A 22,508-nucleotide genomic window follows, 5' to 3' on the forward strand; every position below is an offset into this window, starting at 1 on the left:
TAGCCTCAACCAATCCGTTCGCATCACCGAGAGAAGGAATCGAACCCATGGGAAAGCTCGCGATCGAGACGAGAGGGTTGAAGAAGAGCTTCGGCAAGACCCACGCGGTCGCCGGTGTGGACCTGGCCGTGAGCGCCGGGGGCGTGTACGGCGTGCTCGGTCCGAACGGGGCGGGCAAGACCACCGCGATCCGTATGCTGGCTACGCTCCTGCGCCCCGACGCCGGAGAGGCGCAGGTGCTCGGCTACGACGTCGTGCGTGACGCCCAGGCGGTGCGGAGCAGGGTGGGCCTCACCGGGCAGTTCGCGTCGGTCGACGAGGACCTCACCGGGGTGGAGAACCTGTTGCTGCTCGCCAGGTTGCTCGGCTACTCACGCCGCCGAGGCAGGGAGCGGGCGGCCGACCTGCTCGACGCGTTCGGTCTTGCCGAGGCTGCCGACCGGCAGGTGAAGAAGTACTCCGGCGGGATGCGCAGGCGCATCGACATCGCGGCGAGCCTGGTCGTCACCCCCGAACTGATCTTCCTCGACGAGCCCACGACCGGGCTCGACCCGCGCAGCAGGAACCAGGTCTGGGAGATCGTCAGGGGCATGGTCGCCGAGGGCGCCACCGTGTTGCTGACCACGCAGTACCTCGACGAGGCCGACCAGCTGGCCGACCGGATAGCGGTGATCGACCACGGGAAGGTGGTCGCCGAGGGCTCGAGCGGCCAGCTCAAGGCATCGGTCGGCGCCGGCTCGCTGCACATACGGCTACGTGCGCCCGAGCAGCGGGCCGAGGCAGAGCGGGTCCTCGCCGGCGTCCTCGAGGTGCCGGCCGAGCCGTCCGCTGACCCGGCCGCGCTGTCCGCGCGGATCTCCGACCCCGACCGGGTCGCCCGTTCCCTGGCCGAGCTGTCCCGCAGCGGCATCGACGTCACCGAGTTCGCGCTCGGTCAGCCGAGCCTAGACGAGGTGTTCCTCACCCTGACCGGACACGTCGCCGAGGAGACACCCGAGGAGGATGCCGCATGAATGCCACGACCGCGGAGCAGGCGTCGGCGCCGGTCACCGAGGACGCGCTGCGCAGTGTGCTGTTGGCCGGTGAGCGGCCGTCTCGGCCCGGCCCGGTGCTCACCTCGTTGACATTCGGCTGGCGGGCGCTGCTGAAGATCAAACACGTGCCCGAGCAGCTCGTCGACGTGACCATGTTCCCGATCATGTTCACGCTGATGTTCACCTACCTGTTCGGTGGCGCGCTCGCCGGGTCGACACAGGCGTACCTGCAGTTCCTGCTGCCCGGCATCCTGGTGCAGGCGAACGTCATGATCACCATGAACACCGGCATAACGCTGAACACCGACATCCAGAAGGGGGTGTTCGACAGGTTCAGGTCACTTCCGGTGTGGCGACCGTCGCCGCTGGTCGGCGCCCTGCTCGGCGATCTGGTGCGCTACTCGATCGGGTCGGCGATCGTGATCACGCTCGGCCTGGTCCTAGGGTTCCGGCCGGAGGGTGGCGCCGTCGGCGTGGTGCTCTCGGTGGTGCTGCTGCTCGTGTTCTCGTTCTGCCTGTCGTGGCTGTGGACGATGCTCAGCCTGATCCTGCGCACGCCGAACTCGGTGGCGGGGGTCAGCATGATGGTGATGTTCCCGCTGACGTTCGGGAGCAACATCTTCGTGGACCCGAAGACGATGCCCGGGTGGATGCAGGCGGTCGTCGAGGTCAACCCGATCACCCACCTGGCGACCGTGGTACGCGGCCTGATGCACGGCTCGGTGCCCGCCGGGGAAATCGGCTGGGTGCTCGTCTCGTCAGCGCTGCTCGTCGCGGTCTTCGGTCCCATCACCATGGTCCTCTACCGCAACAAGTAGTAGATGCCGCTCCCGCGAGCACTTGGTCGAAATCAACTCCGACAACCCGGCCCACTCGGCCAACGCCATCACCGGTACCAGGCCCGGACACGACAAGGAGAGCCGAATGAGCACCATCCCCAAGAACAACTCGGAAACCGTTGCGCACACGCCCGGGCGGGCGAGCAGCATCGGGGTCTGGATTCTGCAAGTCGTGCTGGCGGCGATAATCGCCGGCGGCGGAATCTCGAAGCTCGCCGGCGACCCGGTCATGGTGGACATGTTCGCCGACATCGGGGCTGGCCAGTGGCTCCGGTACCTGGTCGGAGCGCTGGAGGTCGCGGGAGGGGTTGGACTTCTGATCCCGGCTCTGGCGGGCCTGGCCAGTCTCGGGTTGGCGGCATTGCTGACCGGTGCTGTCATCACCGATCAGTTCGTGCTCGAGCAGAGCCCTTGGCTGCCGCTCGCCTTACTCGTCGTGGCGGCCGTGATCGCAAGGACGCGGTGGTCGCGCACCGAGGCCGTCGTCGGCACGCTGCTCAGGCGCTGAGACAAACCTCTCGAACGGAGATGTGAGATGAACGAGATGGCCTTTCGCGTGACATCAAACGATGGCACCACCATCGCCTACGACAGGGAAGGAAGCGGTCCGGCCGTCATTCTGGTGGGCGGAGCACTCGACGAAGGGGTGGAGAACGCTCCCTTGGCGCCAGCTCTCGCCGAGCACTTCACGGTCTACAACTATGCCCGTCGGGGACGCGGCGCGAGCGGCTTCACCGAGCCGTACGCCGTGGAAAGGGAGATCGAGGACCTGGATGCGTTGATCGCGGAGGCGGGCGGCTCGGCACACCTGTTCGGGGCGTCCTCAGGCGGCGCGCTGGCGCTGGAAGCCGCCGCGGCCGGGTCAGCCATCGACACGATCGCCGTCTGGGAGGTGCCCTACGCGGTCGGGGACGACATACGCCCGCGATTCGAGGAGTACATCGCGGACACCCGACGCGCCTTCGACGCCGGGCGAGACGAGGAGGTTCTCGAACTGTTCATGCGCATGACCGGCGCCTCCGACGACAACATCGCGGCCAGGAAAGCGGCAGGCAAGCAGACGGCGCATTGGGCGCATTCGGTCGCCCTCGCGCCCACGCTGGTCCACGACAGCGTCTTCCTCAATCGCTACCAATTGCCGGCCGATCGACTGGCAACGGTCACCCAACCGGTCCTGGTCACCACCGGAGGGCCGATCACGGTCCCTTATATGGCAGGCCTGCCCTCGGACTTCTTCGACCGCGCAGCCGACGAGCTTGCAGACCAATTACCCCACGCTCAACGGGAGACCCTCGAGGGGCCGGATCACGTCGTCGACCCACAGACCGTCGGCCCGCTGTTGCTACGGTTCTTCAGCACCGAACACTGAGGGGCCCGCGAGGTGTTGCGGGAATACCGATTAGGCACCGCGCAAGCAGATCTTCGTCGCGCCAGGGACACGGGGCGGACAGGTAGTGTCGAGGTTGATGTCGTCGGCGGCATCACAGGCCTGATCCTGGGCGTGCTCGTCACCAACGTCTTCGTCACCACGCAAGGCCGGGCCGTCGTACTGACCTGGGCCTCAGTGGGACTCGACCTGGCCTACTCGCTGCTCATCGGCTCCGTCGTCGGTCGTACCCCGCACTCCGGGCCGACTCAGTACCGCCCACCGAAGCCCTGCGCAGCACATGACCAGGCACCTCGGTAGGGCCAGTCATTCCGGGCTGTGGTCGCATGCGGTCACCGTTCCCAGGCGGTGGCCCGGTGCCGAAAGTCGTGCCCACGGCGTGCTCACGTCAGGAGTGCCACCGATGACGCAGCCGCGTTCCCGGGTCGACCTGTACGCGGCGATCCGACGGGATGCCCGATCTGGGATGTCCAACCGCGCGCTGCAGCGCAAGCACGGCGTCGGCTTCCGAACCGTGACAGCGGCGCTGGAATCTGCATGGCCGAAGGAGAGAAAGCAGCCGCCCAAACGCGGCTCACGGCTTGACGCGTACCGAGTGGTGATCGACGACTGGCTGCGCTCGGACCTCGACGCGCCGCGGAAGCAGCGACACACGGCGAAGCGGATCTTCGATCGACTGCTTGACGAACATGACGGGGCCGGGGTGGTGTCGTACTGGATGGTCCGCGAGTACGTCGCCACCCGACGCCGCGAGATTCGCGTCGAGGTCGGACGGGAACCTGCCAACGCGTTCATCCCGCAAGAGCACCTCCCGGGCCGCGAGGCCGAGGTTGACTTCGGCGACGTCGCCATCCGCCTGCGCGGCGAGCTCGTAACCTGCGCGCTGTTCAGCCTTCGGCTCTCCTACTCGGGCAAGGCCGTGCACAGGGTCAGTGCCTCGGCTGGGCAGGAAGCCTTCTTCGAGGGTCACGTCCACGCCTTCAACGTGCTCGGCGGGGTGCCGACCGGGAAGATCCGCTACGACAACCTCAAGGCCGCCGTCGCGAGCGTGATCGGGTTCTCCCGCCAGCGGGTCGAGGCCGACAGGTGGACCGCCGTCCGTTCCCACTACGGCATCGAAGCCTTCTATTGCCAGCCCGGAATCCAAGGTGCGCACGAGAAGGGCGGCGTCGAGGGGCAGATCGGCTGGTTCCGACGCAACCACCTCGTCCCCATCCCAGAAGTCGACTCCCTCGCCGAGCTCAACGCTATGGTCGACGCCTGGGACGAAGCCGACGACGCCCGGCGGATCGGGTCCCGCGCCCGCACGGTCGGGGAACACTTCGCCACCGAGCAGCCACTCCTCGCGCCCCTTCCGACCGAGCCGTTCGAGACCGGCCGCTGGTTCACCCCGCGCGTGGACCGGTACGCCCAGGTCACGGTCCGGATGAACAAGTACTCCGTGCCCGCGCGCATGGTCGGCCGTCAAGCCCGGGTGCTCCTGAACGCCAGCGACCTGGTCGTGTTCGACGGCAGGACCGAGATCGCCCGCCACGAACGGCTCATGACCAAGGGCTCGACCCGGGTCGACCTGGACCACTATCTCGAGGTCCTCCTCCGCAAACCGGGCGCGCTACCCGGTGCGAAAGCGCTGGAGCAGGCCAGGGCATCCGGGCGGTTCACGCCCGTTCACGACGCCTGGTGGGCCGCGGCCTGCAAGGCCCACGGTGACGCCGACGGCACCCGTGCCCTCATTGAGGTCCTGATGCTGCACCGGCACCTTCCACACGACCACGTCGTCGCCGGACTCGCGACGGCGCTGCGTGCAGGCGCGCTCACCGCGGACGCTGTCGCGTTGGAAGCGCGCAAGTACAACGACACAGCAGATGGCGGAGCCGACGACACGACAGCGGACCACCAGTCCCTGATGAGCGGCGACAGGGCACGCGGAGAAGGCGAGATCCCTGCCGTGCGATCGCTGACCGAGCGCCGGCTCCGCGCCCACATCCCGGCCGACACTCGGCCGCTGCCGAGCGTGGAGAAGTACGACCAGCTGTTGGCCAGCCGACGTGACACCCCGAACGAAGGAGCCGCACCGTGACCACCAAGCGCCGTGGAATGACCGAAGAAGCAGCCGACGCCGCGATCGACCAAGCGTGCCGGATGCTGCGAATGCCCACCATCCGCAACTCCTTCACCGACTACGCCGACCGGGCAGGGCGTGAGCAGATGTCTTACCGCGGGTTCCTCGCCGAACTATTGCTTGCCGAGTGCGACGATCGCGCCCGACGCCGGTCCGAACGCCGGATCAAGGCCGCCAAGTTCCCCCGCGAGAAGTCCCTGCGGGCCTTCGACTTCGACGCCAACCCCAACATCGATCCCGCCGTGATCCACACCCTCGCCAAGTGCGAATGGGTCCAGAAGGGACAGCCGCTGTGTCTGATCGGGGACTCCGGCACCGGCAAGTCCCATCTGCTGATCGCACTCGGCACCGAGGCCGCCATGGCCGGCTACCGGGTCAAGTACACCCTGGCGACCCAGCTTGCCAACGAGCTCGTCGAGGCCGCCGACGAGATGACGCTGGCGAAGACCATCGCCCGCTACGGCCGCGTCGACCTGCTGTGCATCGACGAACTCGGCTATATGCAACTCGACCGCCGCGGCGCGGAACTCCTCTTCCAGGTCCTCACCGAGCGTGAGGAGAAGGCTTCGGTCGCGATCGCGTCCAATGAGTCCTTCGGCGGCTGGACCAAGACCTTCACCGACCCCCGGCTATGCGCAGCCATCGTCGACCGACTCACCTTCGGCGGCACCATCCTCGAGACCGGCACCGACTCCTACCGTCTGGCCCAAGCCACAAAGCAGCGGACAACCTGACACCCGTCGGGCGCGGAAGCGGTGTCGACGCAAACCAACATCCGCGGCACCGACACGTGCCCGGCGGTGTCAGAACTCGCCAACAAGCGGTGTCGGACGAAACCTCCGCAGCCACCCGACAGACAAGCTCGGGCCGGTGGCGAGCGCTCGTTTGGCGCGGTTGATCGAACGGGCCAGGCAGGACGGCCCGGCGCCGGTGGCTTGGACTGAGGCCGGCTCCGGCCTCAGTTCCCCGGTTCATGGCGCGACGAGCTTCCCTGCCTGCTGGCAGCGGTGGTAGGACTGATCGTCGTGACGCTGGCCGTCCTCGGACTGATCACCGTGATCCGGTGGGCACTGTAGGCCCACTGCCCGCAGGCGATCCGAACCGAGGCGTCGTGAGGGTGCGCAACTGCCTATCTCCCTCCGGGCGGTCGCTGAGGTTGGCGAGCAGCCGATGGATCGCCGGCGCCGCCGATGCGTCGCCCCGTTCGCTCATCGGCTCCTTGTCCGGACGCCGACTGGGCCAGCTCGCAGTGACGTTGCGTAGCGAGCGGATCGGCGGCATGAGCGTGCACGTGATCAAGGCGGCGCTGAGCCTCAGGTGTTGCTTGACCGTTGAAGGTCAGGTTTTGGGTGCTGGTTGCGCAATCACCGTGGCGTATCAGGCGCGCAGCAGAGACGGGGACGGCCACGGCGAGAGGCTCGGGCCGAGCGAGGGGGTCGGCATCGTCGCGTAGGCTTCGACGTCCCAGGAGGTGATGGTGTCGGCGCGGTCGAGCGCCACGGTGAAGGGCCCGAGGTCGATGCGGCCGACCGCCAGCTCGTCGGCTGGAAACATCATCGTTAGGAACCGCCACTGACCGTCGCAGGTCCAGCCGTCCGTGAAGTACATGCTGACAGCGATCATGCGCACTTTGAGCACGCCCGAGCCGGTACACCGCCCGCGGAGATGAATGCTCCACCCTTCGCGGATCGAGACCTCGACGTACGGCTCGCCGTACTGCGTCGAATGCCACGCGCCGACCAGCCGGTCGTAGGAACTTACCTGCCCATCGATGGTCCCCAGCACGAACGGCGCCTGCGCGGGATCCGGGTTGGACGAGCGGGTGCAGGCGGCCAGCCCGATGACCGCGACCACCACCGACACCAACAGGACCGCCGTCTTCTTCACAGAGCGAGGCTATGGGTGCCAGCCGCGATCCGCTGCCCCGCCGACGTCCAGCACTGCGCCAACGTGCCACGATCCCGCCGCATTCATGCGACCCACCGCTGCGACCCGGTGATCAAGCTGGCCGTAGCGACGTATGGAGCGCGACGATCGTCGGCCAACCGCCGCGCACGATCGGCGGCAGATCCGGACACGTGATCAGGAGCACTCGCTCACCCGGCGGTCGCTGCGCTCACCGCCGTCCACGCCGGCTGCTCGCCGGTACCGGCGCGGAGCAGGGCCACGCGAGCGCGCCGCGCGTCGTACCCTGCTGTCATGACACCAAGGGTGGTCGCACGGTTCCTCGCGGCAGCGGTGGCGGCGGCCGGCCTGACCGCCTGCACCATGAGCACAGCGCGCCCGGCCGTCCCGCTGCGCGAGGCCACCCCCGACACCGAAGACGTGCTGGTGGGCGCCTGGAACTCGACGACGAACGGCGTCGCACACGTCGAAGGCACGTTTCCCGTCAACCCGCTGCCCGAGGTCCGGAGACCCGAAGGGTGGCTGTTCCGCCTGCGGACGCGATGCGCCGGTGACGGCACCGTGTCGATCCGCGTCAGTGGAAAGACCGGCTCCATCCAGACACAGGAGTGCAAGTGCATCGGCACGTGGGCCTTTGAAGGGACGGCGCTACCGCCCGGCACCGCTACCGGCCCTTCCGACCCCGGACCGTTCAGCCTCGCCATCGACCGGCCCGGCGGCGTCACCTCCTGGGACGTCGAGGCCTACGCGTTTCGGGTCGTCAACGTCTACCCGGAACCGAGTGCATCGACATAGCGGCGCAACGCCAGCTGCCCTCCGCACAGCGCAGCCGGTGCGCCGCTGCCACGGCCGCGTAGCGGGGGCGGCGGTGGTTGCGGTGGCTGTACCGCATCCGCGAGTTGCTCCCCACCCGGGACGTCGAGTTCAGCCGGCCGCTACCGAGATCGGCATGAAGGGACCGATGCGCGACGTACCCCGGTCATGGCACCAACTGGTCTAGCGATAGAACGCCACATCCGCTCTTCGGCACGAGCGAGCACCGCAGGCACCGAGCCACTGCTACACAGCGCGACGATCTTCGTGTCGCCCACCGCGCGAGACTCGCGGCCATGAGCGTGCATCTGTGCGCTCGCTGGCAGGACTGGGCGTTCGGCACTGATGCCGGTAGGCCCGGTACGTCTTCGGACTACAGGTAGATCTCGGCCAGGCGGGGGTATCGGGCGTGCACCGCGTCGTCGTCTTCGTGGTCGAAGTCGTCGCCGAGTAACGGCCCGTTGAACGTGTCCGCGGGCAGCTCGGCCCGGGCCGCGTCGACGGCGTCGAAGAAGTCGGCGTCCTCGTCGAACGCCGCTCGCCCGACGCTGAGCATGCTCTCGCACAGCAGGAAGTCGTCGTCCGGGTCGATGCCCAGTTCGGCGAGCGTGTCCGGGTCCCGCAGGGCGCGCTCCCAGATGCTGCGGCCCTGCGTGACGAGCCAGCCGCGGAAGTAGTCGAAGGCATCGTCGGAGCAGCCACCTCTCATGAGGTAGGCGGCGCCCCATAGGTTCCAGTCGTAGGACTCCGCATCGAGCACGGCGTAGCGCAGGTCGAACGCGACGGCCGCCTCGCGGCCGAGTTCGGCGAGGCGTTGCCCGACCTTCTCGGCCACCTGCTTGGCACCCTCGGCGGTCCGGGTGTCCTCGATGCCCTCACGGGCGCGGTCGACGATTGCCCAGAACTCGTCCTGATCCATGATCGCCATGCCGCGATCCTGCCATGCCGCCGTGGCCCACCGGGTGCGGACACGGCAGACGTCCATGATCGGATGTGCACGTCCGCGAGCATGCACTCTACTGCTGGGTGTCGCCCTGACCCGACTATGCCGCACCTCCCGGAACATGGTTCGGCACATCGTGCTGCGCCCGCTCAGCGGCAGATGAGGGTGCCCTCTCGTCGTACATGCATCGAGACGACATGATGTCGCCATGCAGGACACGGGGATGGATCGAACTTCGGTCAGCGTGCCGGAACGGCGGGACGGCTGGATTGGCGTCGCGGTGGCGTGGGTGTGCGTGAGCCTCATCGAGCTGGTCAACGTGCCGAACGAGGCCATGTTGGCGTTGCTCGTCATGCCGGTCGAACTCGTGCTGTGGCTCGTCGCGGGCTGGCTCACCCTAAGGCTGACATTCCGGACGCGACAGTCGCTCCTGCGAACCGTGGTGGCACTTGGGCTCGCCGTCTCGTGTGCGCACTTCACGAATTGGTCGCTTTTTCACCCGGTCTCGTACTACGTGACACACAAGTACGCCTTTGATGCCGTAGCAGCCCATGTACGCGAAGGTGCCATCGGTTCGTCCGACGACTACTACGGCAGCGACCTGCCGCTGTATCTACGGGACCTGTCGACAACAGGTAAGGCGGCCGTGATCGGCCGGCGGGACGGCCGACCTGTCGTCTTCCTTCCGCAGTTCCTGGGCATTCCAGACGACGCCGCGGGGTACGCATTCTTCGACGGGCCGACGTCTCCCAGCATCGAAGTTGACCTGTTCGGGGCAAGGGCCAACCTCACGGGTGGGATCAACCTTCGGGATGGCTGGTGGTATCTACGGCCAGGCGATTGAGGTCAGCGCATGTACACGCTCCAACCGGTTCGACACCCCGGCGGCCATTGCCAGTCGACCGCTCATCGGCACGATCAGAAGCCCTCGGCTTGTCGGGCCGCTCACCCTCAGCAACGACCCTGGCCAGCGTCGAGCACTCGTAGCGGCATGAGCGGACGTCGGTAAGCTGCCGCCACGCCTCATCCACGGTTTCGAGTGCCGCGGCCACCTGGACCGCTTCGTTGACCAGCACGTGAGCCACGACGTAGTCGTCGCCCTCATAGTGCTGGCCACCGCCGAGTACGGCCAGGTCGAGAGGGGACAGGCGGCGGCCGCTGCCGAGGGTGCCGTCGCTGAGGCACCGAAAGAACATCCCTCGACATGCCACGGCCGCACGCTACCCCCGCTGGTCGGCGGTGCAGGCACTCAGGTTCGCATTGCGATCGAAAGGGCCGAACCGGCAGGGCGATGGTCCGATCGCAGGCATCCACTTCGCGGCAGATCGGGATGGCGTCATTTGTGAGGCTTGGTAGCGGTGATGCGGGTCAGGGCTACCTCGGCGCGGGCCCGCACTGTGCGGTCCGGGTCCGCAGTGAGGGTGTCGATGATCGGGCGGATGCCGGGCCAGCCGCACACACCGAGTGCGGTCGCCAGGTCCGCGCGCACGGCGGCCGACGCGTCGCCGGCGAGACTGGACAGCGTTTCGGTCAGCGCCGGATTCGCGTGGCGGCCAAGCGCGGCGGCGATCGCAGCGCGCACGTGCGGGTCGGGATCGCGGGCGCCGGCCTGCAGAGCGTCGAACGGGCCGCCGAGAGCGCTGATCCCGCGGGCCGCACCGGCGCGCACCTGCGGCTCCAGGTCGGCGAGCAGGAGCAGCAGTGCATCGAGCGCGGCCGGCCGGTCATGGGTGTCGAGGGGCAGGTTTCCGATCGTCTCGCCCAGTGCTGATCGGACGTTCGCGGACTGGTCGCCGGTCAGCGGGGTCAGGGAGTGGACGGCCGCCGCGTTGGCGAACCAGCGCAGGTCCAAGACAGCTGATCTGCGGACCTGTTCGTCGGGGTCGTGGAGGGCGGCGGTGACCAGATCGTACGCGGACGGTTCGTTCTTGAGGCTGGTCAATGTGCCAAGGGCGGTTTGGCGGAGCCGCGGGTCCGGATCGGTCAGGGCCTGCCGCAACAGGTCAAGATCGCCGGGTCGAACGACGTAGCCGAGCGCCCACAGTCCGGCGTTACGCAGGTCGGGGTGTTCGTCGGTAGCGAACGACAGGATCGTGGGTCGGCAGCCGTCAGGGTCGAGATGGATGAGATCGCCCAGCAATGCACAGAGCGAGTCGCGATCGTCGTGCGGCACCGGGCGGGCGAACGCACGCAGCAGCAGCGGAAACGCCGCTGCGCCGCGGATGCCGGCAAGGACGTACGCCATCATGTCCCGCCCGTACCATTCGCCCTCGTCGAGATAGCGCTCCAGGGCGGCCTGTGCGGGTGGAATCAGCGAACGGTCACCGCTCGCGGCCAACTGCTGGACCGCCTGCCACGGGTCGCCGTTCAGCGACGCCACCTGACGCATCACCTCGGCGAGCGTCATCGCACGAGTCACGGGCACGGGCGAGATCACGTACTCGACCGGAGCGTCCATGGCCGTTGATTCTGCCATCTGGGCAGACCAGCGCGTTGGGTGGCGAGCGCATCGCGGCGGATCAGAGCACGTGATCTCGACCCGGTCAGGCTTCAGCGGTCCCGGGCGACGTCGCTGTCGTCGAGCGGGTAGGCGATCCACGTGCCGTCGGCTGGTTCGCCGTTCTCGTCCTGCGGTTCGTTCAGGCACGTGTACACCTCGTCGTGTCCATCGTGGAGGACGACGTACGCGCCGTGGTGCAGCAGCAGGTGCTGCCGCTCGATGTCGGCCATGGTCTGCGGATGGCGAAGTCGGATGCCGCCGCTCTCGTCGCGGTCGGTCAGGTCGGCAAAGATCCTGATCATCCGCTCGCACGGCACATAGGTGTGGTACTGGCCGTCACCGGCCTTGTCCCACATGATCGCTTCGCAGTTCGGGCAGGAGTGCAGGCGGCTCAGCGCGGCCTGGCGCAACTGCCTGATCTCCCACTCTTCCGTCGTGGTTGCTTCCGCGTACAGCAGTCTGTCAGTTGCCCAATCGGGAAAGACCCGGAATCCGTCGTCGGGAATCGGTGACAGGTTGTGGATGTATCCGCAGCGGCAGGCCAGTTTTGGCATGGCCACATGATCGCCTTCCCGGTCTGCGTCACGCGACCCCGATGCACACCCGCTCCCGGGGCTGGCCGTTGCCGTTTGGGCCACGATTCGTGAGGAACGGTGACCGCCCACGCACCCGCCGCGGCCCGTGCGCACGGGCGCACCGGGCCGGTAAAGGACCGGCAGCGTTGAAGCCGCGGAATGTGCGGCGCGACCTCAGCGCGCATCCTCGTCGTCGAAGATGGCGGTCAAGCGTGGCAGGAGGCGGCGCATCCGCTGTTCGTCGTCGAAGTCGAAGCACTCTCCTGCTGGCCGAGGCGGCAGATACTCACCCTTGTCCGGCAGCGCTGCCCAGAAGGCCTCCTCGTCCGCGGCCGCTGTTGGCGCCACGTAGAGGACCTCCTCGCAGTCGAGGTCACCGGCGTCCACCTCGACGACGTCGGCGAGCGAGTCGGGGTCGGCGAGTGTCGCCTCCCACCGCATTCGACCCTGCGCCATCAGCCAGCCGAGGAAGTACTCGAAGCCGTCATCGGACGCGCCGCCGTTGATGAGATCCGCGGCGGCCCACAGGTCCCAGCGGTAGGCATCCCGCCTGAACAGCTCATCCTGTACCCCGCGGAAGGCCACCAGATCGGCGAGCGGAAGACCCCGTAACACCTCGACGAGCGACGCAGGCACCTCGCCGACGTCGTCCACCCTCGCGCGCGGCATCGACGATCTCCCAGAATCGATCTCTGTCCACCTCGGCATTCTGCCTGTGCGCCGCGGCCGGCATCGTCCCGCCCTCCACCCGAGTCGAAGATCAGCCGCGCGCTCATCGGACAGGAACAGGAAGCCTTGACCTCGCCGTGCTGGTCACCAGTTGTCACGTACACGGGCTGACCGCCGCGCACCATCGGCGGCATTTCCGCACATCCGATCATGGTGTTGGTGCTTGGGGGTCACGCTCGCCAACCGTTGGAGGGAGCGGTGGTGGAGGGATGTTCCTGCCAGGCGCAGGGACGCGTGGGCTGACGTAGCCAGGTTTCACCGACCTTGCCCTCGTCCCAGGGCGACGAACCGAGCCCTATATGCTCGCGCCGCTTCGATGACAACGGGGAGGTACGAAGCGGTGCGGATTTTCATGGTTGCAGGGGTTGCCGCGGCGGTGCTGGCACTGGGCGCAGGGTGTGCGGACGAGGGCGGGGCGACCGATGCGGGGGCGTCCGCGGCGGCCACGACTGCAGCGGCGTCGCCGTCGGTGGCGGGTGGGGAGGCCGCTTGCGAGCCGATCAAGGCGTTGCAGGTGCAGTACTTCGACAAGGTCATCGCCGCGCTGCAGAAGGCTGGGCAGGCCGCCCAGAGCGGTGACTCAGCCGGCGGCGCCGCGGCACTCGCGGACGCCCGGAAGCTTGCCACCGAGTGGGCCGGCAAGCTCGAGCCGGTGGCGGGCCAGGTCAGTGACCCGGAGTTGAGATCGGCAGTGTCGCAGTTCCTGGGTCAGCTCAAGCAGTTCGGCACCGGCCAGGCGAACATCGCCCAGATCCAGACGGCCGCGCCGGCCCTGACCTCCGTGCTGCTCAAGATGTGCCCATAGGGCTGACCAATCTGGTCGGGTGCGCGCATATCAAGCAGTTCAGCGCGCCGGTCGCCGCGTGACCTCATCATGCGGCGTAACGGACGCGGTCAACTCGCGTTCACCCTCGGCGGCATGTGCGGAACGTGATCGCGGCGCTCTACGACTACTGGAGCGCGCACCCGATCGGCCGGTCGCTGTCCAGACGACCTTGACTAGGACGGCACCGGGGACGGGCGGGCGCCCACCCCCGGTGCCACGCTGACTGTGCGTCGTTTGCCGGGTCTTACTTGTCGGCTGGCGCGTACACCAACTCGAGGACTCCGGACGGGAAGGCCGTGCTTTTCACCAGCCGCAGGTTCAAGGGCTTATCCAGCTCGGGGAACAGCGGCGCGCCCTTGCCCGTGACGGCGGGCAGCACCCACAGCCTGTACTCGTCGACCACGCCGAGCTTGATCAGGGAGTGCATGAACCTGGTGCCGCCGGCGGCGACGAGGTCCTTGCCGGGCTCGGCCTTGAGCTTGGCGATCTCCTCGGCCGTGTCACCGCTGGCGATCCGGGTCTCGCGCCATTCGTCGGCGGATTTCAGGGTGCGGGAGAACACGACCTTGGGGATGTCGTTCATGGCCTTGGCGGAGGGGTGGTCGGAGGTGGGCCAGAATCCGGCCATGGCCTCGTAAGAGTTCCGCCCCATGAGGAAGGCCCCAGCCTCCCACAGCTGGCTGACAAAGTACTCCTCCTGCTTGGGGTCGTCGACGCTCATCATGACGTCCCGGATTCCGTTGTCCGCGTCGGCGCTCTTGCCGTCGAGCGAGACGTAGAAACCCAGAATCAACTTCCGCATCCCAATCCTCCATGTGTTCCTTGGCGCGCTGGGACAGTCCCAACTCCGGCCCACGGCCCCTTGGGGCGCTTACCTAGTTCTCGAGATCATGGTCAAGCCGACCGCCGTCTCATGACCGCCGGATTCCCCGCGAAGGTCGATCGTGCGGTCCACGTCGGTGCCACGCGGCCGACGCAAGCCAGGACCACCTAGCCGACTCGATTCGACACGCCCCCCGAGATCTCCTGGTGTCACCAGCCGTGCGCGCAGTTGCCCTGCGCTCGGTATGACCGATTTGAGATCCTATGGAAGCGGCCGGCCAGGTGCCTCCGCCCGCAGACCGATATTTTGTCTCCGACTTCCGGATGAGGGCGGGCAGCAAATCAGCCGGAGGTGTCAGCACATGATCACGTGAACGCTCATCGGCGTGAGTGCGCGCTGGCCGCCTGGCCGGGCACCCTCTTCGCAACGTGTCCGTCACGGCCGGCCGCCATTCACCCGGTGACGGGTGGCATGTCGATGAGACGTACGTCAGGGTCAACGGGGTGTGGCGGTACGTGTACCGGGCGGTCGATCAGTACGGGCAGGTCATCGACGTGTTAGTGTCGGCGCGCCGCGATGCCGACGGGGCCCGGCGGTTCTTCCGGCGGGTGCTGTCGACGTTGAAGGTCAAGCCCACCAAGGTGGTCACTGACGCCGCCGCGGTCTACCCCGGCGTGCTGGATGAGCTGATCCCGCAGGCGTGGCACCACGTCGAACGGTATGCCGACACTCCGATCGAGGCTGGTCACAGCCAGCTGCAACACCGGTTGAGACCGATGCGCGGACTACGAACGGGCAAGACAGCTCAGGTGGTCATCGCCGGACACGCGTTCATGCAGAACCTCCGCCGCGGACGCTACGAGCTCGCAGTCGACGCCCCACCGGCAGTGCTGGTGTCTGCGGCGTTCGCCGGGCTCGCCCTGGCGATTTGACCTTGTGACCCGACGCGGGCGGGGGTTTGAGCGCGTCCGTCGATCCCGCAACGCAACGACGCCCGAAATGGCTCCAGGCGAGGATCCGCAGCGCCCCGGACAGCTTGGCCGTCGGCGGCGTGAACTGCTCCGCCGGCCCGCCCGCGAGCACATCGGCGCCGTAGGTGTCGTCATCTTCATGGGCGCAGCCGGCGGCCAGCGCCATGCCGGCGACTGCCGCGCCACCGACGAGCTGGCGCCGGCTCAGCCGCGCGGACAGCAGATTGGATGAGATCACACCCTTCTGTTGCCACAGCGGCCAGATCGTTTACCGGCCGGAGCCGTCCAGCCGTCACCGTCCGTCGGTTCAGGGACGCACGCAAAAGGAAGGACTCTTTACAGTAAGCCAAGTTTGCGATATGAAAAAAGTCCGCCAATTCGATCCAGGTCCATGTCCCACCAACACCCCTCAGGAGCAGCCTCATGGACAGACGACGATCTGGGTACCTGCGCCGGGTTCTCGTCGCGGCCGCCACCGCCGTGCTCGGCACCGTCATCCTCGTCCCGGGCGCCGCATCCGCCGCGGGCACGGGTGCGATCACCGGCTACGGCGGCAAGTGTGTAGACGTCGCGTCGGCCAACAGCGCGAACGGCACCCAGGTACAGCTGTGGACGTGCAACGGTACCAACGCGCAGAGCTGGACCGTGGGCACCGACGGCACCATCCGGGCCCTCGGCAAGTGCCTGGACGTCTCCGGTGGCTCCACGGCCAACGGGGCCAAGGTCCAGCTCTGGGACTGCAACGGCACCGGCGCCCAGCAGTGGGTCGCCAACGCGGCCCGCGACATCGTCAACCCCCAGGCCAACAAGTGCCTCGACGCCACCGGCGTGAGCTCCGCCGACGGTACTCCGCTGCAGATCTGGGACTGCGGCGGTGGCGCCAACCAGAAGTGGAACGTCCCCGGCGGTGGCGGCGGCGGTACGAGCGGGTTCGTGGTCAGCGAGGCCCAGTTCAACCAGATGTTCCCGAGCCGGAACTCGTTCTACACGTACGCCGGGCTGACCGATGCCATGAAGAAGTACCCCGCGTTCGCCACCACCGGCAGCGACACGGTCCGCAAGCAGGAGGCCGCGGCCTTCCTGGCCAACGTCGGCCACGAGACCGGCGGGCTCGTCTACATCAACGAGATCAACACCGCCAACTGGCCGCACTACTGCGACTGGAGCCAGCCCTACGGCTGCCCGGCCGGGCAGTCCGCGTACCACGGCCGCGGCCCGATCCAGCTCAGCTGGAACTTCAACTACAAGGCGGCCGGCGACGCGCTCGGCGTCAACCTGCTCAACAACCCGGACCTGGTGGCCACGAACTCGTCGATCTCGTGGCAGACCGGCCTGTGGTACTGGATGACCGGCACCGGCGGCGCGGGCACCACGTCGCACAACGCGATGGTGAACGGGCAGGGCTTCGGCACCACCATCCGGGCCATCAACAGCATCGAGTGCAATGGCGGCAACCCGGCGCAGGTGCAGAGCCGGGTCAACCTCTACAACCAGTTCGTCGGCATCCTGGGCGCGCCCGCGGGCGGCAACCTCTACTGCTGACGGGGACGAGCACTGTCATCGGACGGACCGGTCACGCCCGCGGCGCGACCGGTCCGTCGCATCAGCGACGAAGCACGCGCCGGGCCGGCTCGACCCGGTGCAGGACGCGTGTGTTCCGGCGTCCGTTCGCCGAAGGCGCAGACGGCGGGGCATGGATCGCATCAACGACGCCGATGTCCTGTTCCGGATCCAGGGCTGTCACGACATGCACGATGACGTTCGGCTCATTCAAACGCCGGGCAGTTCGAGGTGACATACCTCCTCAAGGTCACGTGCCCGCTCATGGCAGGTCCCGCGCGGCTGCCGACATGGAGATTGTCATGCTTCGTGGCGGCGGTCCGGCGCGTCGAACCACGGCCGCGCTGCTCGCACGTACCGACGAGCGGACGCTGTGTCGCTGAGGCCGATGCCCGTAATCGTCTAGATCGGACCGGGTCGAAGTCCGTCGCAGGCAATCTCGATCATGCGTTGTTGGGCGGTCGCATCGCCGGCGCGGGCGATGCAGCCGGCGATGAGGGCTTTGACGTCGGCGTTGTCGGCGTCGCCACGGACCGCTCCGGCCTGTTGAGCTCGGGTGAGGAGACCCGTCAGGGCCGCGTTGAAGTCGCGGATGGCCGTGGACGCTGCGGTCTCGAGGTCGACGCCGGCGCCGATGAGGGCATCACCGACGGCGTGATCGGCGGCGCTCTGACGCACCAGATGCGCGAAGAAGGAGAAGAACGCTGTTGTCGGGTGTTCCCGGGCGGCGATTTCTTCCGCGCTGTGGACGAGTTGCTTGATCCGGTGCAGTGCGACCGCCAGGAACAGCGCCTCCTTGGTGGGGTAGTGCCGGGTGACGGTGCCGGTGCTGACACCGGCCCGGCGGGCGATCTCGCGGATCGAGACCGAGACACCGTGCGCCGCGAAGGCGTCGAAGGCCACCTCCAGTACTCGTGCCTGATTGCGTCTGCCGTCGGCGCGCTGGGGCCTGGACGGCTCCGCGATCGCGTCGAGGTGGCTGGCATCCGGGTTATGGTCCGATGGTGGCATCGCTGTGATCGTAGGCTGTGCCGCGCCGACATCCCGTCGCGCGTTCGGCGATGCCGGCACGGATTCAGGTTCGCTCAGCCGCGCAGCGGCCGGGACCCGCTGATTTCGTACCGCACGACCTCCACGCTGCGCACGTCAGGCACCGCGGGCGCCGACTGTGTGATGCCGGCCAGGTGCGTGGTGAGGTGCGCCTCGGACTCCCACCGCTCGTAGATGTTGACCCGGTCCGGCTCGATCGGGTCGGCCGCCACCACGTAGTCGAGGCATCCCGGCGTGGTTCGGACGTGACGAAGGACCGGGGCGAGGCTTTCGAGAAGTGCGCCTCGGCGTTCGGGATCGACGTAGCCGGTCCCGGCAACGATCAGCATGACTGGCCTCCAGGGTTGACGTCTCGCTATCTCCGGGGCACTGTAGCAGCTAAACGGCACATGCGTGCCGGATAAGTTGATCTTCTGCTGATAGGAGCACCCATGCGATTGGCGGTCTTCGGCGCGACCGGCCGAGCCGGCCGGGTCGTCGTCGACCACGCCCTGCGAGGCGACCACGAGGTCTGCACACTCGCCCGCGACCCGGCCCGACTCCGTCCACGCGCCGGGCTTCGCGTCGTCGGCGGCGACGTACGCGATCCGGCGGCGGTGGCCGAGACGCTTGAGGGCGCCGACGCGGTCATCAGCACGTTGGGCAGGCGGCGGCAAGATGGCGACGTCTGCACCGACGGCATCCGCACGGTGCTCTCCGCCGCAGCCGGCAACATGCCCCGTCGCCTCATTGTCCTGAGCAACTACGGGGTTGCGGACAGCCGCCGCCGCACCGCGTACGTCGCCGTGTCGTGGCTGCTCGAACGGGCCGTTCTTCGCGACAAGGAACACATGGAGGCGCTGCTGCGGGACAGCAACGCCGACTGGACCATCGTGCGCGCACCGGTACTCACCAACGGACCCCGAACCGGCCGCTATCGCACCGGCGTCGACCTCCAACTTTCCTTTACCGCCAAGGTCTCCCGCGCCGACCTCGCGGAATTCATCCTCACCGAGCTACGCGACAACGTGCACATACGCCAATCCGTCACCATCACCTCGTAAGACGATGCCGACGACCGCCTGGCCGCCAGACCCGCACGCACCACGGCGGGCCGATGCACTCATCTGTCATGTGACGCCCCGCCGCGACGACGAGTTCATCCGCCGCCGGCTGGGCCGACGTGTACGTCCGGCGGCCGTACGGTGATGTGGCAGCCCTTGCAGCGTTCACAGAGATCATCGCCGCGGAGACGGACACCCCGCCCAGTGAACCCGGGCGCTGACCGCGTCGTGCCGGACGCTCACGCGGGCCATACCGCGTGAGCGGCTGCGCTCACCCGTGCGTGATGCGTTCCCACCAGCTCGGTGGTTCGAGCGCGTCGGTGGCGTGCACGGCCGTGGTCGCGGCAGTGGCCAAGGCGGTGAACTTGAGCGTGCCGGCACCGGTGCCCGCCGCGATGCGGCCCGGCAAGGCGCCCACCGTGTCGATCCGGTACGTCAGGCCGGGCCAGCCGACCACGTCCACGTCGCCGGTCGCGGCGAGGGGGGTGCTCCTGCCCGTCGGTCCCCGGAGGGTCGCCACGACCTCGCCGGCGTGCACGGCCTTGTACTTGTGCAGCAGGCCGCTGCTGGCCTGTATCAGGCGACGGCTGGCCTCGAAGGCGTCGGCCGGGCTCGGGCCGGGAGCGAGCACGGCACCGATGACCCTGAACCGTTGCCCCTCCGCGGAGAACTCGGCCGCGAAGAGCAGGCAGCCGCCGGCCTCGTCGGTGAAGCCTGTCTTGATGCCCACGAGCCCGTCCTTGCCGAGCTGGGTGTTGACGTTCTCGACCTGCCCGACCACGGGCAGCGTGGCCTTCGGCATCGCCACGATCTGCGCCAGCGCCGGCACCTGCATCGCCACCCGGGCCAGGGTGACCTGGTCGGCGGCGGTGCTGACGGTGGTCGGATCGAGCCCGGACGGGTCGGTGTACTTCGTATCGGCCATCCCGAGCTGGGCCGCGGCCTGGTTCATCTTCGTGACGAACGCGTCGCTGCTGCCGGCGTCCCACCGGGCGAGGATGTGGGCGACGTTGTTGGCCGAGGGCAGCAGCAGGGCCTCGAGGGCCTGCCGTTCGGTGAGCACCTCACCGGCGACCACCCGGACCACCGACTGGCCGGAGGCGAGCTGGGCCGGGTATGCGGCGGCCTCCTCCGGCGAGACGATCAGCGTGGGGCCGTTCTCGTCGAGGCGCAGGGGATGATCCCGCAGGATCACGTACGCGGTCATCACCTTGGTGACGCTGGCGATCGGCACGGGCCGCGACGCACCGGAGCCGCCCACCCGGCCGAGTCCGTCGATCTCGACCGTCGCCTGACCGGCCTGCGGCCACGGCAACACCGGCGCAGCGCCCGGGATCGTGTACGTCTGCGGCAAGGTCTGCTTGATCTGCGGCGCCGGCACGGTACGGGTGAGCCTGAAGGTGACGAACCCGCCGACGGCGAGCGCGACGACCGCCGCGGCCACGGTCAGCCACAGCCGCAGCCCCTGACGACGAACCGGCGACGGCGCAACCACCGGCTCAACACTGATCTTGGTCAACCGAACCCCCCACGGCGGATCGCTCGAAGGTCAAGCCGTGGCACGAACACGGCAAGCCGCCGCTACCCAGTGCGACCGCCGGCTAACGTCCGAAACGCTCGATCGACTCCAGGCGGCCGGGAAGCTGGCAGCGATCCTCCGCTCACCAGCTACCGCCCGCCGTCCTGTACATCAGGCCGGCTGGAGCTGCGTACGGAGTGCAACGTTCACGGGTACAGTCGGGCCATCGCGTGGATCGTGTCGGTCATGTGGGCGATGAGTTCCGCAGGGGCGAGGACCTGAGCGTTCGCGCCGAGCTGGAGCAGACCGGCGGCGGCATGGCCCACGCTCTCCAATGGGATGGTGACGCGCTGCCAGCCGTCCGGGTCGGCGGGCGTGAGCGTTCGCAGCGCCAGCCGGCTTGCCTTCGGGCCGAGGACGTCGGGCAGGGCAGCAAGCCCGGCGGGCGACAGCCGCACGACTGCGACGTCCGCGATTTCGGCCCGCTCGTACCGTTCGACGTTTGCCCGCCAGAACTCGGCCAGATCGAAGCCATCCGGCCGGGCGAACGTCTCCGGTAGCGGCCGCAGATCCACGATGGACGCGACCCGGTAGGTGCGCGGTTCGCCAATCCCGTCGGCGATCAGGTACCAGACCCCGGCCTTGAGGACCAGGCCCAACGGGTGCAGCCGCCGGGTGACCTCGCCGGGTTCGGGTGCCCACCGCCGGTACCGGATCTCGACTGCCTGGTCCTGCCAGAGCGCCTCGGCGGCGGCGGTCAGGTGCGGCACGACGTCCGGATCCCGGTACCACCCCGGCGCGTCGAGGTGGAATCGCTGCCGGATCCGCATCGACGCTTCCCGGTACGGGGTCGGCAACGCCGCCATCAGCTTGAGCTCGGCGGCGGCCAGCTGGGCACCGAAACCCAGCTCCGCGGCCGGCTGCGGTATGCCGGTCAAGGACAGCGACTCGGCCTCGCCGGCGGTCAGCCCGGTAAGCCGGGTGCGGTACCCCTCCATCAGCTGGTAGCCGCCGGTGGGGCCGGGCTCGGCATAGATCGGCACGCCTGCCGCGGCGAGCGCCTCGACGTCGCGGTACACGGTCCGCGGGGTGACTCCGAGCTCCGCAGCGAGTCGTGCCGCGCTCATCCGGCCGCGGTTCTGCAGCAGTAGGAGCAGGGACAACAGTCGACTGGCACGCACCTGGGACAGTCTGCCAGGCCACTGACAGAAGATGTCAGGGGTACTCCGACACGATCGTCTCCATGAACGACTTCGACTTCCTCATCGGTTCGTGGAACGTGGTCAACCGGCGCCTCACCACCCTCTTCACCGGCAGCGACGATTGGGAGGACTTCCCGGGTACCTCGACCTGCCAGCACATCTTCGGCGGCAGCGGCAACACTGAAGAGATCATCTTCCCGACGCTGGGCAGCCGCGGCTTCACGTTGCGCCTGTTCGACGTTGAGCGCGAAGAGTGGTCGATCTACTGGGCCAGCAGCCGAACCGGACTGCTCTACCCGCCGGTGGTGGGCACGTTCAGCGATGGTCGCGGCGACTTCTACGGCGACGACACGCACGACGGCAAGCCGATCAAGGCTCACTTCATCTGGTCAGACATCACTCCCACCTCGGCACGGTGGGAGCAGGAGTTCTCCGCCGACGGCGGACAGACGTGGGAACCCAACTGGACCATGGAGCTCACCCGCGCATGACCTACGGCCCGGCGACCACCATCCGGCGACTACCTGCATATCAAACAGATGCGGGCGCCTCGGCTTGTCCGGTCAGGACGCCGGCAACGCGGGAAACGTTGGATTGCGCTTGCTCTTTCCATCCTTGGCGGTGCGACCGTCTCGTTCACCGTGGCGTCCTATGCACCGTGGCGGTT

The 22,508-nt window shown here is 68.1% G+C and carries 23 protein-coding genes; 13 read left to right on the top strand and 10 right to left on the bottom strand.

Annotated elements, in window-relative coordinates:
• Positions 1–47 precede the first annotated feature (47 nt).
• The 6 genes from ABD332_RS31675 (at position 48) to istB (ending at position 6,116) form a co-directional block, all read left to right on the top strand.
• Complete coding sequence (locus ABD332_RS31675; protein ID WP_344506004.1) at positions 48–1,013, top strand: ATP-binding cassette domain-containing protein; 966 nt, start codon at positions 48–50, stop codon at positions 1,011–1,013.
• Positions 1,010–1,852, top strand: a complete 843-nt coding sequence (locus tag ABD332_RS31680; RefSeq protein WP_344506005.1) for an ABC transporter permease — start codon at positions 1,010–1,012, stop codon at positions 1,850–1,852. The genes ABD332_RS31675 and ABD332_RS31680 overlap by 4 nt, the downstream gene beginning before the upstream one ends.
• Before the next feature lie 106 nt (positions 1,853–1,958).
• Positions 1,959–2,381 (top strand): DoxX family protein, encoded by a 423-nt coding sequence (locus ABD332_RS31685; protein ID WP_074946215.1) that lies wholly within the window; start codon positions 1,959–1,961, stop codon positions 2,379–2,381.
• Between the two features lie 27 nt (positions 2,382–2,408).
• Complete coding sequence (locus ABD332_RS31690) at positions 2,409–3,242, top strand: alpha/beta fold hydrolase (RefSeq protein WP_069111012.1); 834 nt, start codon at positions 2,409–2,411, stop codon at positions 3,240–3,242.
• Positions 3,243–3,663: 421 nt separating this feature from the next.
• Entirely contained in the window at positions 3,664–5,340 is a 1,677-nt protein-coding gene (gene istA, locus ABD332_RS31695) for an IS21 family transposase (protein ID WP_344506006.1), read from the top strand.
• The gene (gene istB / locus ABD332_RS31700; RefSeq protein WP_106536463.1) at positions 5,337–6,116 is read left to right on the top strand and encodes an IS21-like element helper ATPase IstB; all 780 of its coding nucleotides are present in this window, start codon (positions 5,337–5,339) and stop codon (positions 6,114–6,116) included. The genes istA and istB overlap by 4 nt, the downstream gene beginning before the upstream one ends.
• A gap of 643 nt (positions 6,117–6,759) precedes the next feature.
• On the opposite strand, the gene ABD332_RS31705 is transcribed toward istB, so the two are convergent.
• Positions 6,760–7,245 (bottom strand): hypothetical protein, encoded by a 486-nt coding sequence (locus ABD332_RS31705; protein ID WP_344506007.1) that lies wholly within the window; start codon positions 7,243–7,245, stop codon positions 6,760–6,762.
• Between the two features lie 336 nt (positions 7,246–7,581).
• On the opposite strand from ABD332_RS31705, the gene ABD332_RS31710 reads away from it, so the two are divergent.
• Positions 7,582–8,082 carry a hypothetical protein gene (locus tag ABD332_RS31710; RefSeq protein WP_344506008.1) on the top strand — a complete coding sequence of 167 codons (501 nt, stop codon included), beginning with the start codon at positions 7,582–7,584 and terminating at the stop codon, positions 8,080–8,082.
• 391 nt (positions 8,083–8,473) lie between these two features.
• Here the strand turns inward: ABD332_RS31710 and ABD332_RS31715 are convergent, their stop codons facing one another.
• On the bottom strand, positions 8,474–9,028 hold the full coding sequence (locus ABD332_RS31715; RefSeq protein WP_344506009.1) for a DUF4240 domain-containing protein: 555 nt from the start codon (positions 9,026–9,028) through the stop codon (positions 8,474–8,476).
• Positions 9,029–9,251: 223 nt separating this feature from the next.
• On the opposite strand from ABD332_RS31715, the gene ABD332_RS31720 reads away from it, so the two are divergent.
• Positions 9,252–9,887 (top strand): hypothetical protein, encoded by a 636-nt coding sequence (locus ABD332_RS31720; RefSeq protein WP_344506010.1) that lies wholly within the window; start codon positions 9,252–9,254, stop codon positions 9,885–9,887.
• 492 nt (positions 9,888–10,379) lie between these two features.
• Here the strand turns inward: ABD332_RS31720 and ABD332_RS31725 are convergent, their stop codons facing one another.
• The 3 genes from ABD332_RS31725 to ABD332_RS31735 all read right to left on the bottom strand — a co-directional run bounded on the left by ABD332_RS31725 (position 10,380) and on the right by ABD332_RS31735 (position 12,772).
• The gene (locus ABD332_RS31725; protein ID WP_344506011.1) at positions 10,380–11,501 is read right to left on the bottom strand and encodes a HEAT repeat domain-containing protein; all 1,122 of its coding nucleotides are present in this window, start codon (positions 11,499–11,501) and stop codon (positions 10,380–10,382) included.
• A 92-nt stretch (positions 11,502–11,593) separates the two neighbouring features.
• Positions 11,594–12,097 (bottom strand): hypothetical protein, encoded by a 504-nt coding sequence (locus ABD332_RS31730; protein WP_344506012.1) that lies wholly within the window; start codon positions 12,095–12,097, stop codon positions 11,594–11,596.
• 195 nt (positions 12,098–12,292) lie between these two features.
• On the bottom strand, positions 12,293–12,772 hold the full coding sequence (locus ABD332_RS31735) for a DUF4240 domain-containing protein (RefSeq protein WP_344506013.1): 480 nt from the start codon (positions 12,770–12,772) through the stop codon (positions 12,293–12,295).
• Between the two features lie 415 nt (positions 12,773–13,187).
• Between ABD332_RS31735 and ABD332_RS31740 the strand changes: the two genes are divergently transcribed.
• Complete coding sequence (locus ABD332_RS31740) at positions 13,188–13,652, top strand: hypothetical protein (RefSeq protein ID WP_344506014.1); 465 nt, start codon at positions 13,188–13,190, stop codon at positions 13,650–13,652.
• 265 nt (positions 13,653–13,917) lie between these two features.
• Here ABD332_RS31740 and ABD332_RS31745 read toward each other — a convergent pair whose 3' ends face one another.
• Positions 13,918–14,475: a dihydrofolate reductase family protein gene (locus ABD332_RS31745; protein ID WP_344506015.1), complete on the bottom strand. Its 558-nt coding sequence runs from the start codon at positions 14,473–14,475 to the stop codon at positions 13,918–13,920.
• A gap of 449 nt (positions 14,476–14,924) precedes the next feature.
• Between ABD332_RS31745 and ABD332_RS31750 the strand changes: the two genes are divergently transcribed.
• A complete protein-coding gene (locus ABD332_RS31750) occupies positions 14,925–15,428 on the top strand; it encodes a DDE-type integrase/transposase/recombinase (protein ID WP_344506016.1) in 504 nt (167 codons plus the stop codon).
• A 462-nt stretch (positions 15,429–15,890) separates the two neighbouring features.
• Positions 15,891–17,009, top strand: a complete 1,119-nt coding sequence (locus ABD332_RS31755) for a glycoside hydrolase family 19 protein (RefSeq protein WP_344506017.1) — start codon at positions 15,891–15,893, stop codon at positions 17,007–17,009.
• 420 nt (positions 17,010–17,429) lie between these two features.
• On the opposite strand, the gene ABD332_RS31760 is transcribed toward ABD332_RS31755, so the two are convergent.
• Positions 17,430–18,038 carry a TetR/AcrR family transcriptional regulator gene (locus ABD332_RS31760; RefSeq protein WP_344506018.1) on the bottom strand — a complete coding sequence of 203 codons (609 nt, stop codon included), beginning with the start codon at positions 18,036–18,038 and terminating at the stop codon, positions 17,430–17,432.
• A gap of 74 nt (positions 18,039–18,112) precedes the next feature.
• The gene (locus ABD332_RS31765) at positions 18,113–18,406 is read right to left on the bottom strand and encodes a putative quinol monooxygenase (protein ID WP_344506019.1); all 294 of its coding nucleotides are present in this window, start codon (positions 18,404–18,406) and stop codon (positions 18,113–18,115) included.
• Between the two features lie 108 nt (positions 18,407–18,514).
• Between ABD332_RS31765 and ABD332_RS31770 the strand changes: the two genes are divergently transcribed.
• Positions 18,515–19,120, top strand: a complete 606-nt coding sequence (locus tag ABD332_RS31770; RefSeq protein WP_344506020.1) for an NAD(P)-dependent oxidoreductase — start codon at positions 18,515–18,517, stop codon at positions 19,118–19,120.
• Positions 19,121–19,391: 271 nt separating this feature from the next.
• On the opposite strand, the gene ABD332_RS31775 is transcribed toward ABD332_RS31770, so the two are convergent.
• Positions 19,392–20,615: a D-alanyl-D-alanine carboxypeptidase family protein gene (locus ABD332_RS31775; RefSeq protein ID WP_344506021.1), complete on the bottom strand. Its 1,224-nt coding sequence runs from the start codon at positions 20,613–20,615 to the stop codon at positions 19,392–19,394.
• A 230-nt stretch (positions 20,616–20,845) separates the two neighbouring features.
• Positions 20,846–21,820, bottom strand: a complete 975-nt coding sequence (locus tag ABD332_RS31780) for a helix-turn-helix transcriptional regulator (RefSeq protein ID WP_344506022.1) — start codon at positions 21,818–21,820, stop codon at positions 20,846–20,848.
• Between the two features lie 62 nt (positions 21,821–21,882).
• On the opposite strand from ABD332_RS31780, the gene ABD332_RS31785 reads away from it, so the two are divergent.
• Positions 21,883–22,332, top strand: a complete 450-nt coding sequence (locus ABD332_RS31785) for a hypothetical protein (protein WP_344506023.1) — start codon at positions 21,883–21,885, stop codon at positions 22,330–22,332.
• Positions 22,333–22,508 lie beyond the last annotated feature (176 nt).

The sequence above is a fragment of the Dactylosporangium maewongense genome (genome assembly GCF_039531485.1).
GTDB lineage: Bacteria > Actinomycetota > Actinomycetes > Mycobacteriales > Micromonosporaceae > Dactylosporangium > Dactylosporangium maewongense.

Excerpts from the sequence above, each read along its gene's own strand:
- ABD332_RS31675 (WP_344506004.1), top strand. The coding sequence starts at position 48 with ATGGGAAAGCTCGCGATCGAGACGAGAGGGTTGAAGAAGAGCTTCGGC.
- ABD332_RS31680 (WP_344506005.1), top strand. The coding sequence starts at position 1,010 with ATGAATGCCACGACCGCGGAGCAGGCGTCGGCGCCGGTCACCGAGGAC.
- ABD332_RS31685 (WP_074946215.1), top strand. The coding sequence starts at position 1,959 with ATGAGCACCATCCCCAAGAACAACTCGGAAACCGTTGCGCACACGCCC.
- ABD332_RS31745 (WP_344506015.1), bottom strand. The coding sequence starts at position 14,475 with ATGCGGAAGTTGATTCTGGGTTTCTACGTCTCGCTCGACGGCAAGAGC.
- ABD332_RS31755 (WP_344506017.1), top strand. The coding sequence starts at position 15,891 with ATGGACAGACGACGATCTGGGTACCTGCGCCGGGTTCTCGTCGCGGCC.
- ABD332_RS31715 (WP_344506009.1), bottom strand. The coding sequence starts at position 9,028 with ATGGCGATCATGGATCAGGACGAGTTCTGGGCAATCGTCGACCGCGCC.
- ABD332_RS31765 (WP_344506019.1), bottom strand. The coding sequence starts at position 18,406 with ATGCTGATCGTTGCCGGGACCGGCTACGTCGATCCCGAACGCCGAGGC.
- ABD332_RS31710 (WP_344506008.1), top strand. The coding sequence starts at position 7,582 with ATGACACCAAGGGTGGTCGCACGGTTCCTCGCGGCAGCGGTGGCGGCG.
- ABD332_RS31760 (WP_344506018.1), bottom strand. The coding sequence starts at position 18,038 with ATGCCACCATCGGACCATAACCCGGATGCCAGCCACCTCGACGCGATC.
- ABD332_RS31725 (WP_344506011.1), bottom strand. The coding sequence starts at position 11,501 with ATGGACGCTCCGGTCGAGTACGTGATCTCGCCCGTGCCCGTGACTCGT.
- ABD332_RS31785 (WP_344506023.1), top strand. The coding sequence starts at position 21,883 with ATGAACGACTTCGACTTCCTCATCGGTTCGTGGAACGTGGTCAACCGG.
- istA (WP_344506006.1), top strand. The coding sequence starts at position 3,664 with ATGACGCAGCCGCGTTCCCGGGTCGACCTGTACGCGGCGATCCGACGG.
- ABD332_RS31690 (WP_069111012.1), top strand. The coding sequence starts at position 2,409 with ATGAACGAGATGGCCTTTCGCGTGACATCAAACGATGGCACCACCATC.
- ABD332_RS31730 (WP_344506012.1), bottom strand. The coding sequence starts at position 12,097 with ATGCCAAAACTGGCCTGCCGCTGCGGATACATCCACAACCTGTCACCG.
- ABD332_RS31720 (WP_344506010.1), top strand. The coding sequence starts at position 9,252 with ATGCAGGACACGGGGATGGATCGAACTTCGGTCAGCGTGCCGGAACGG.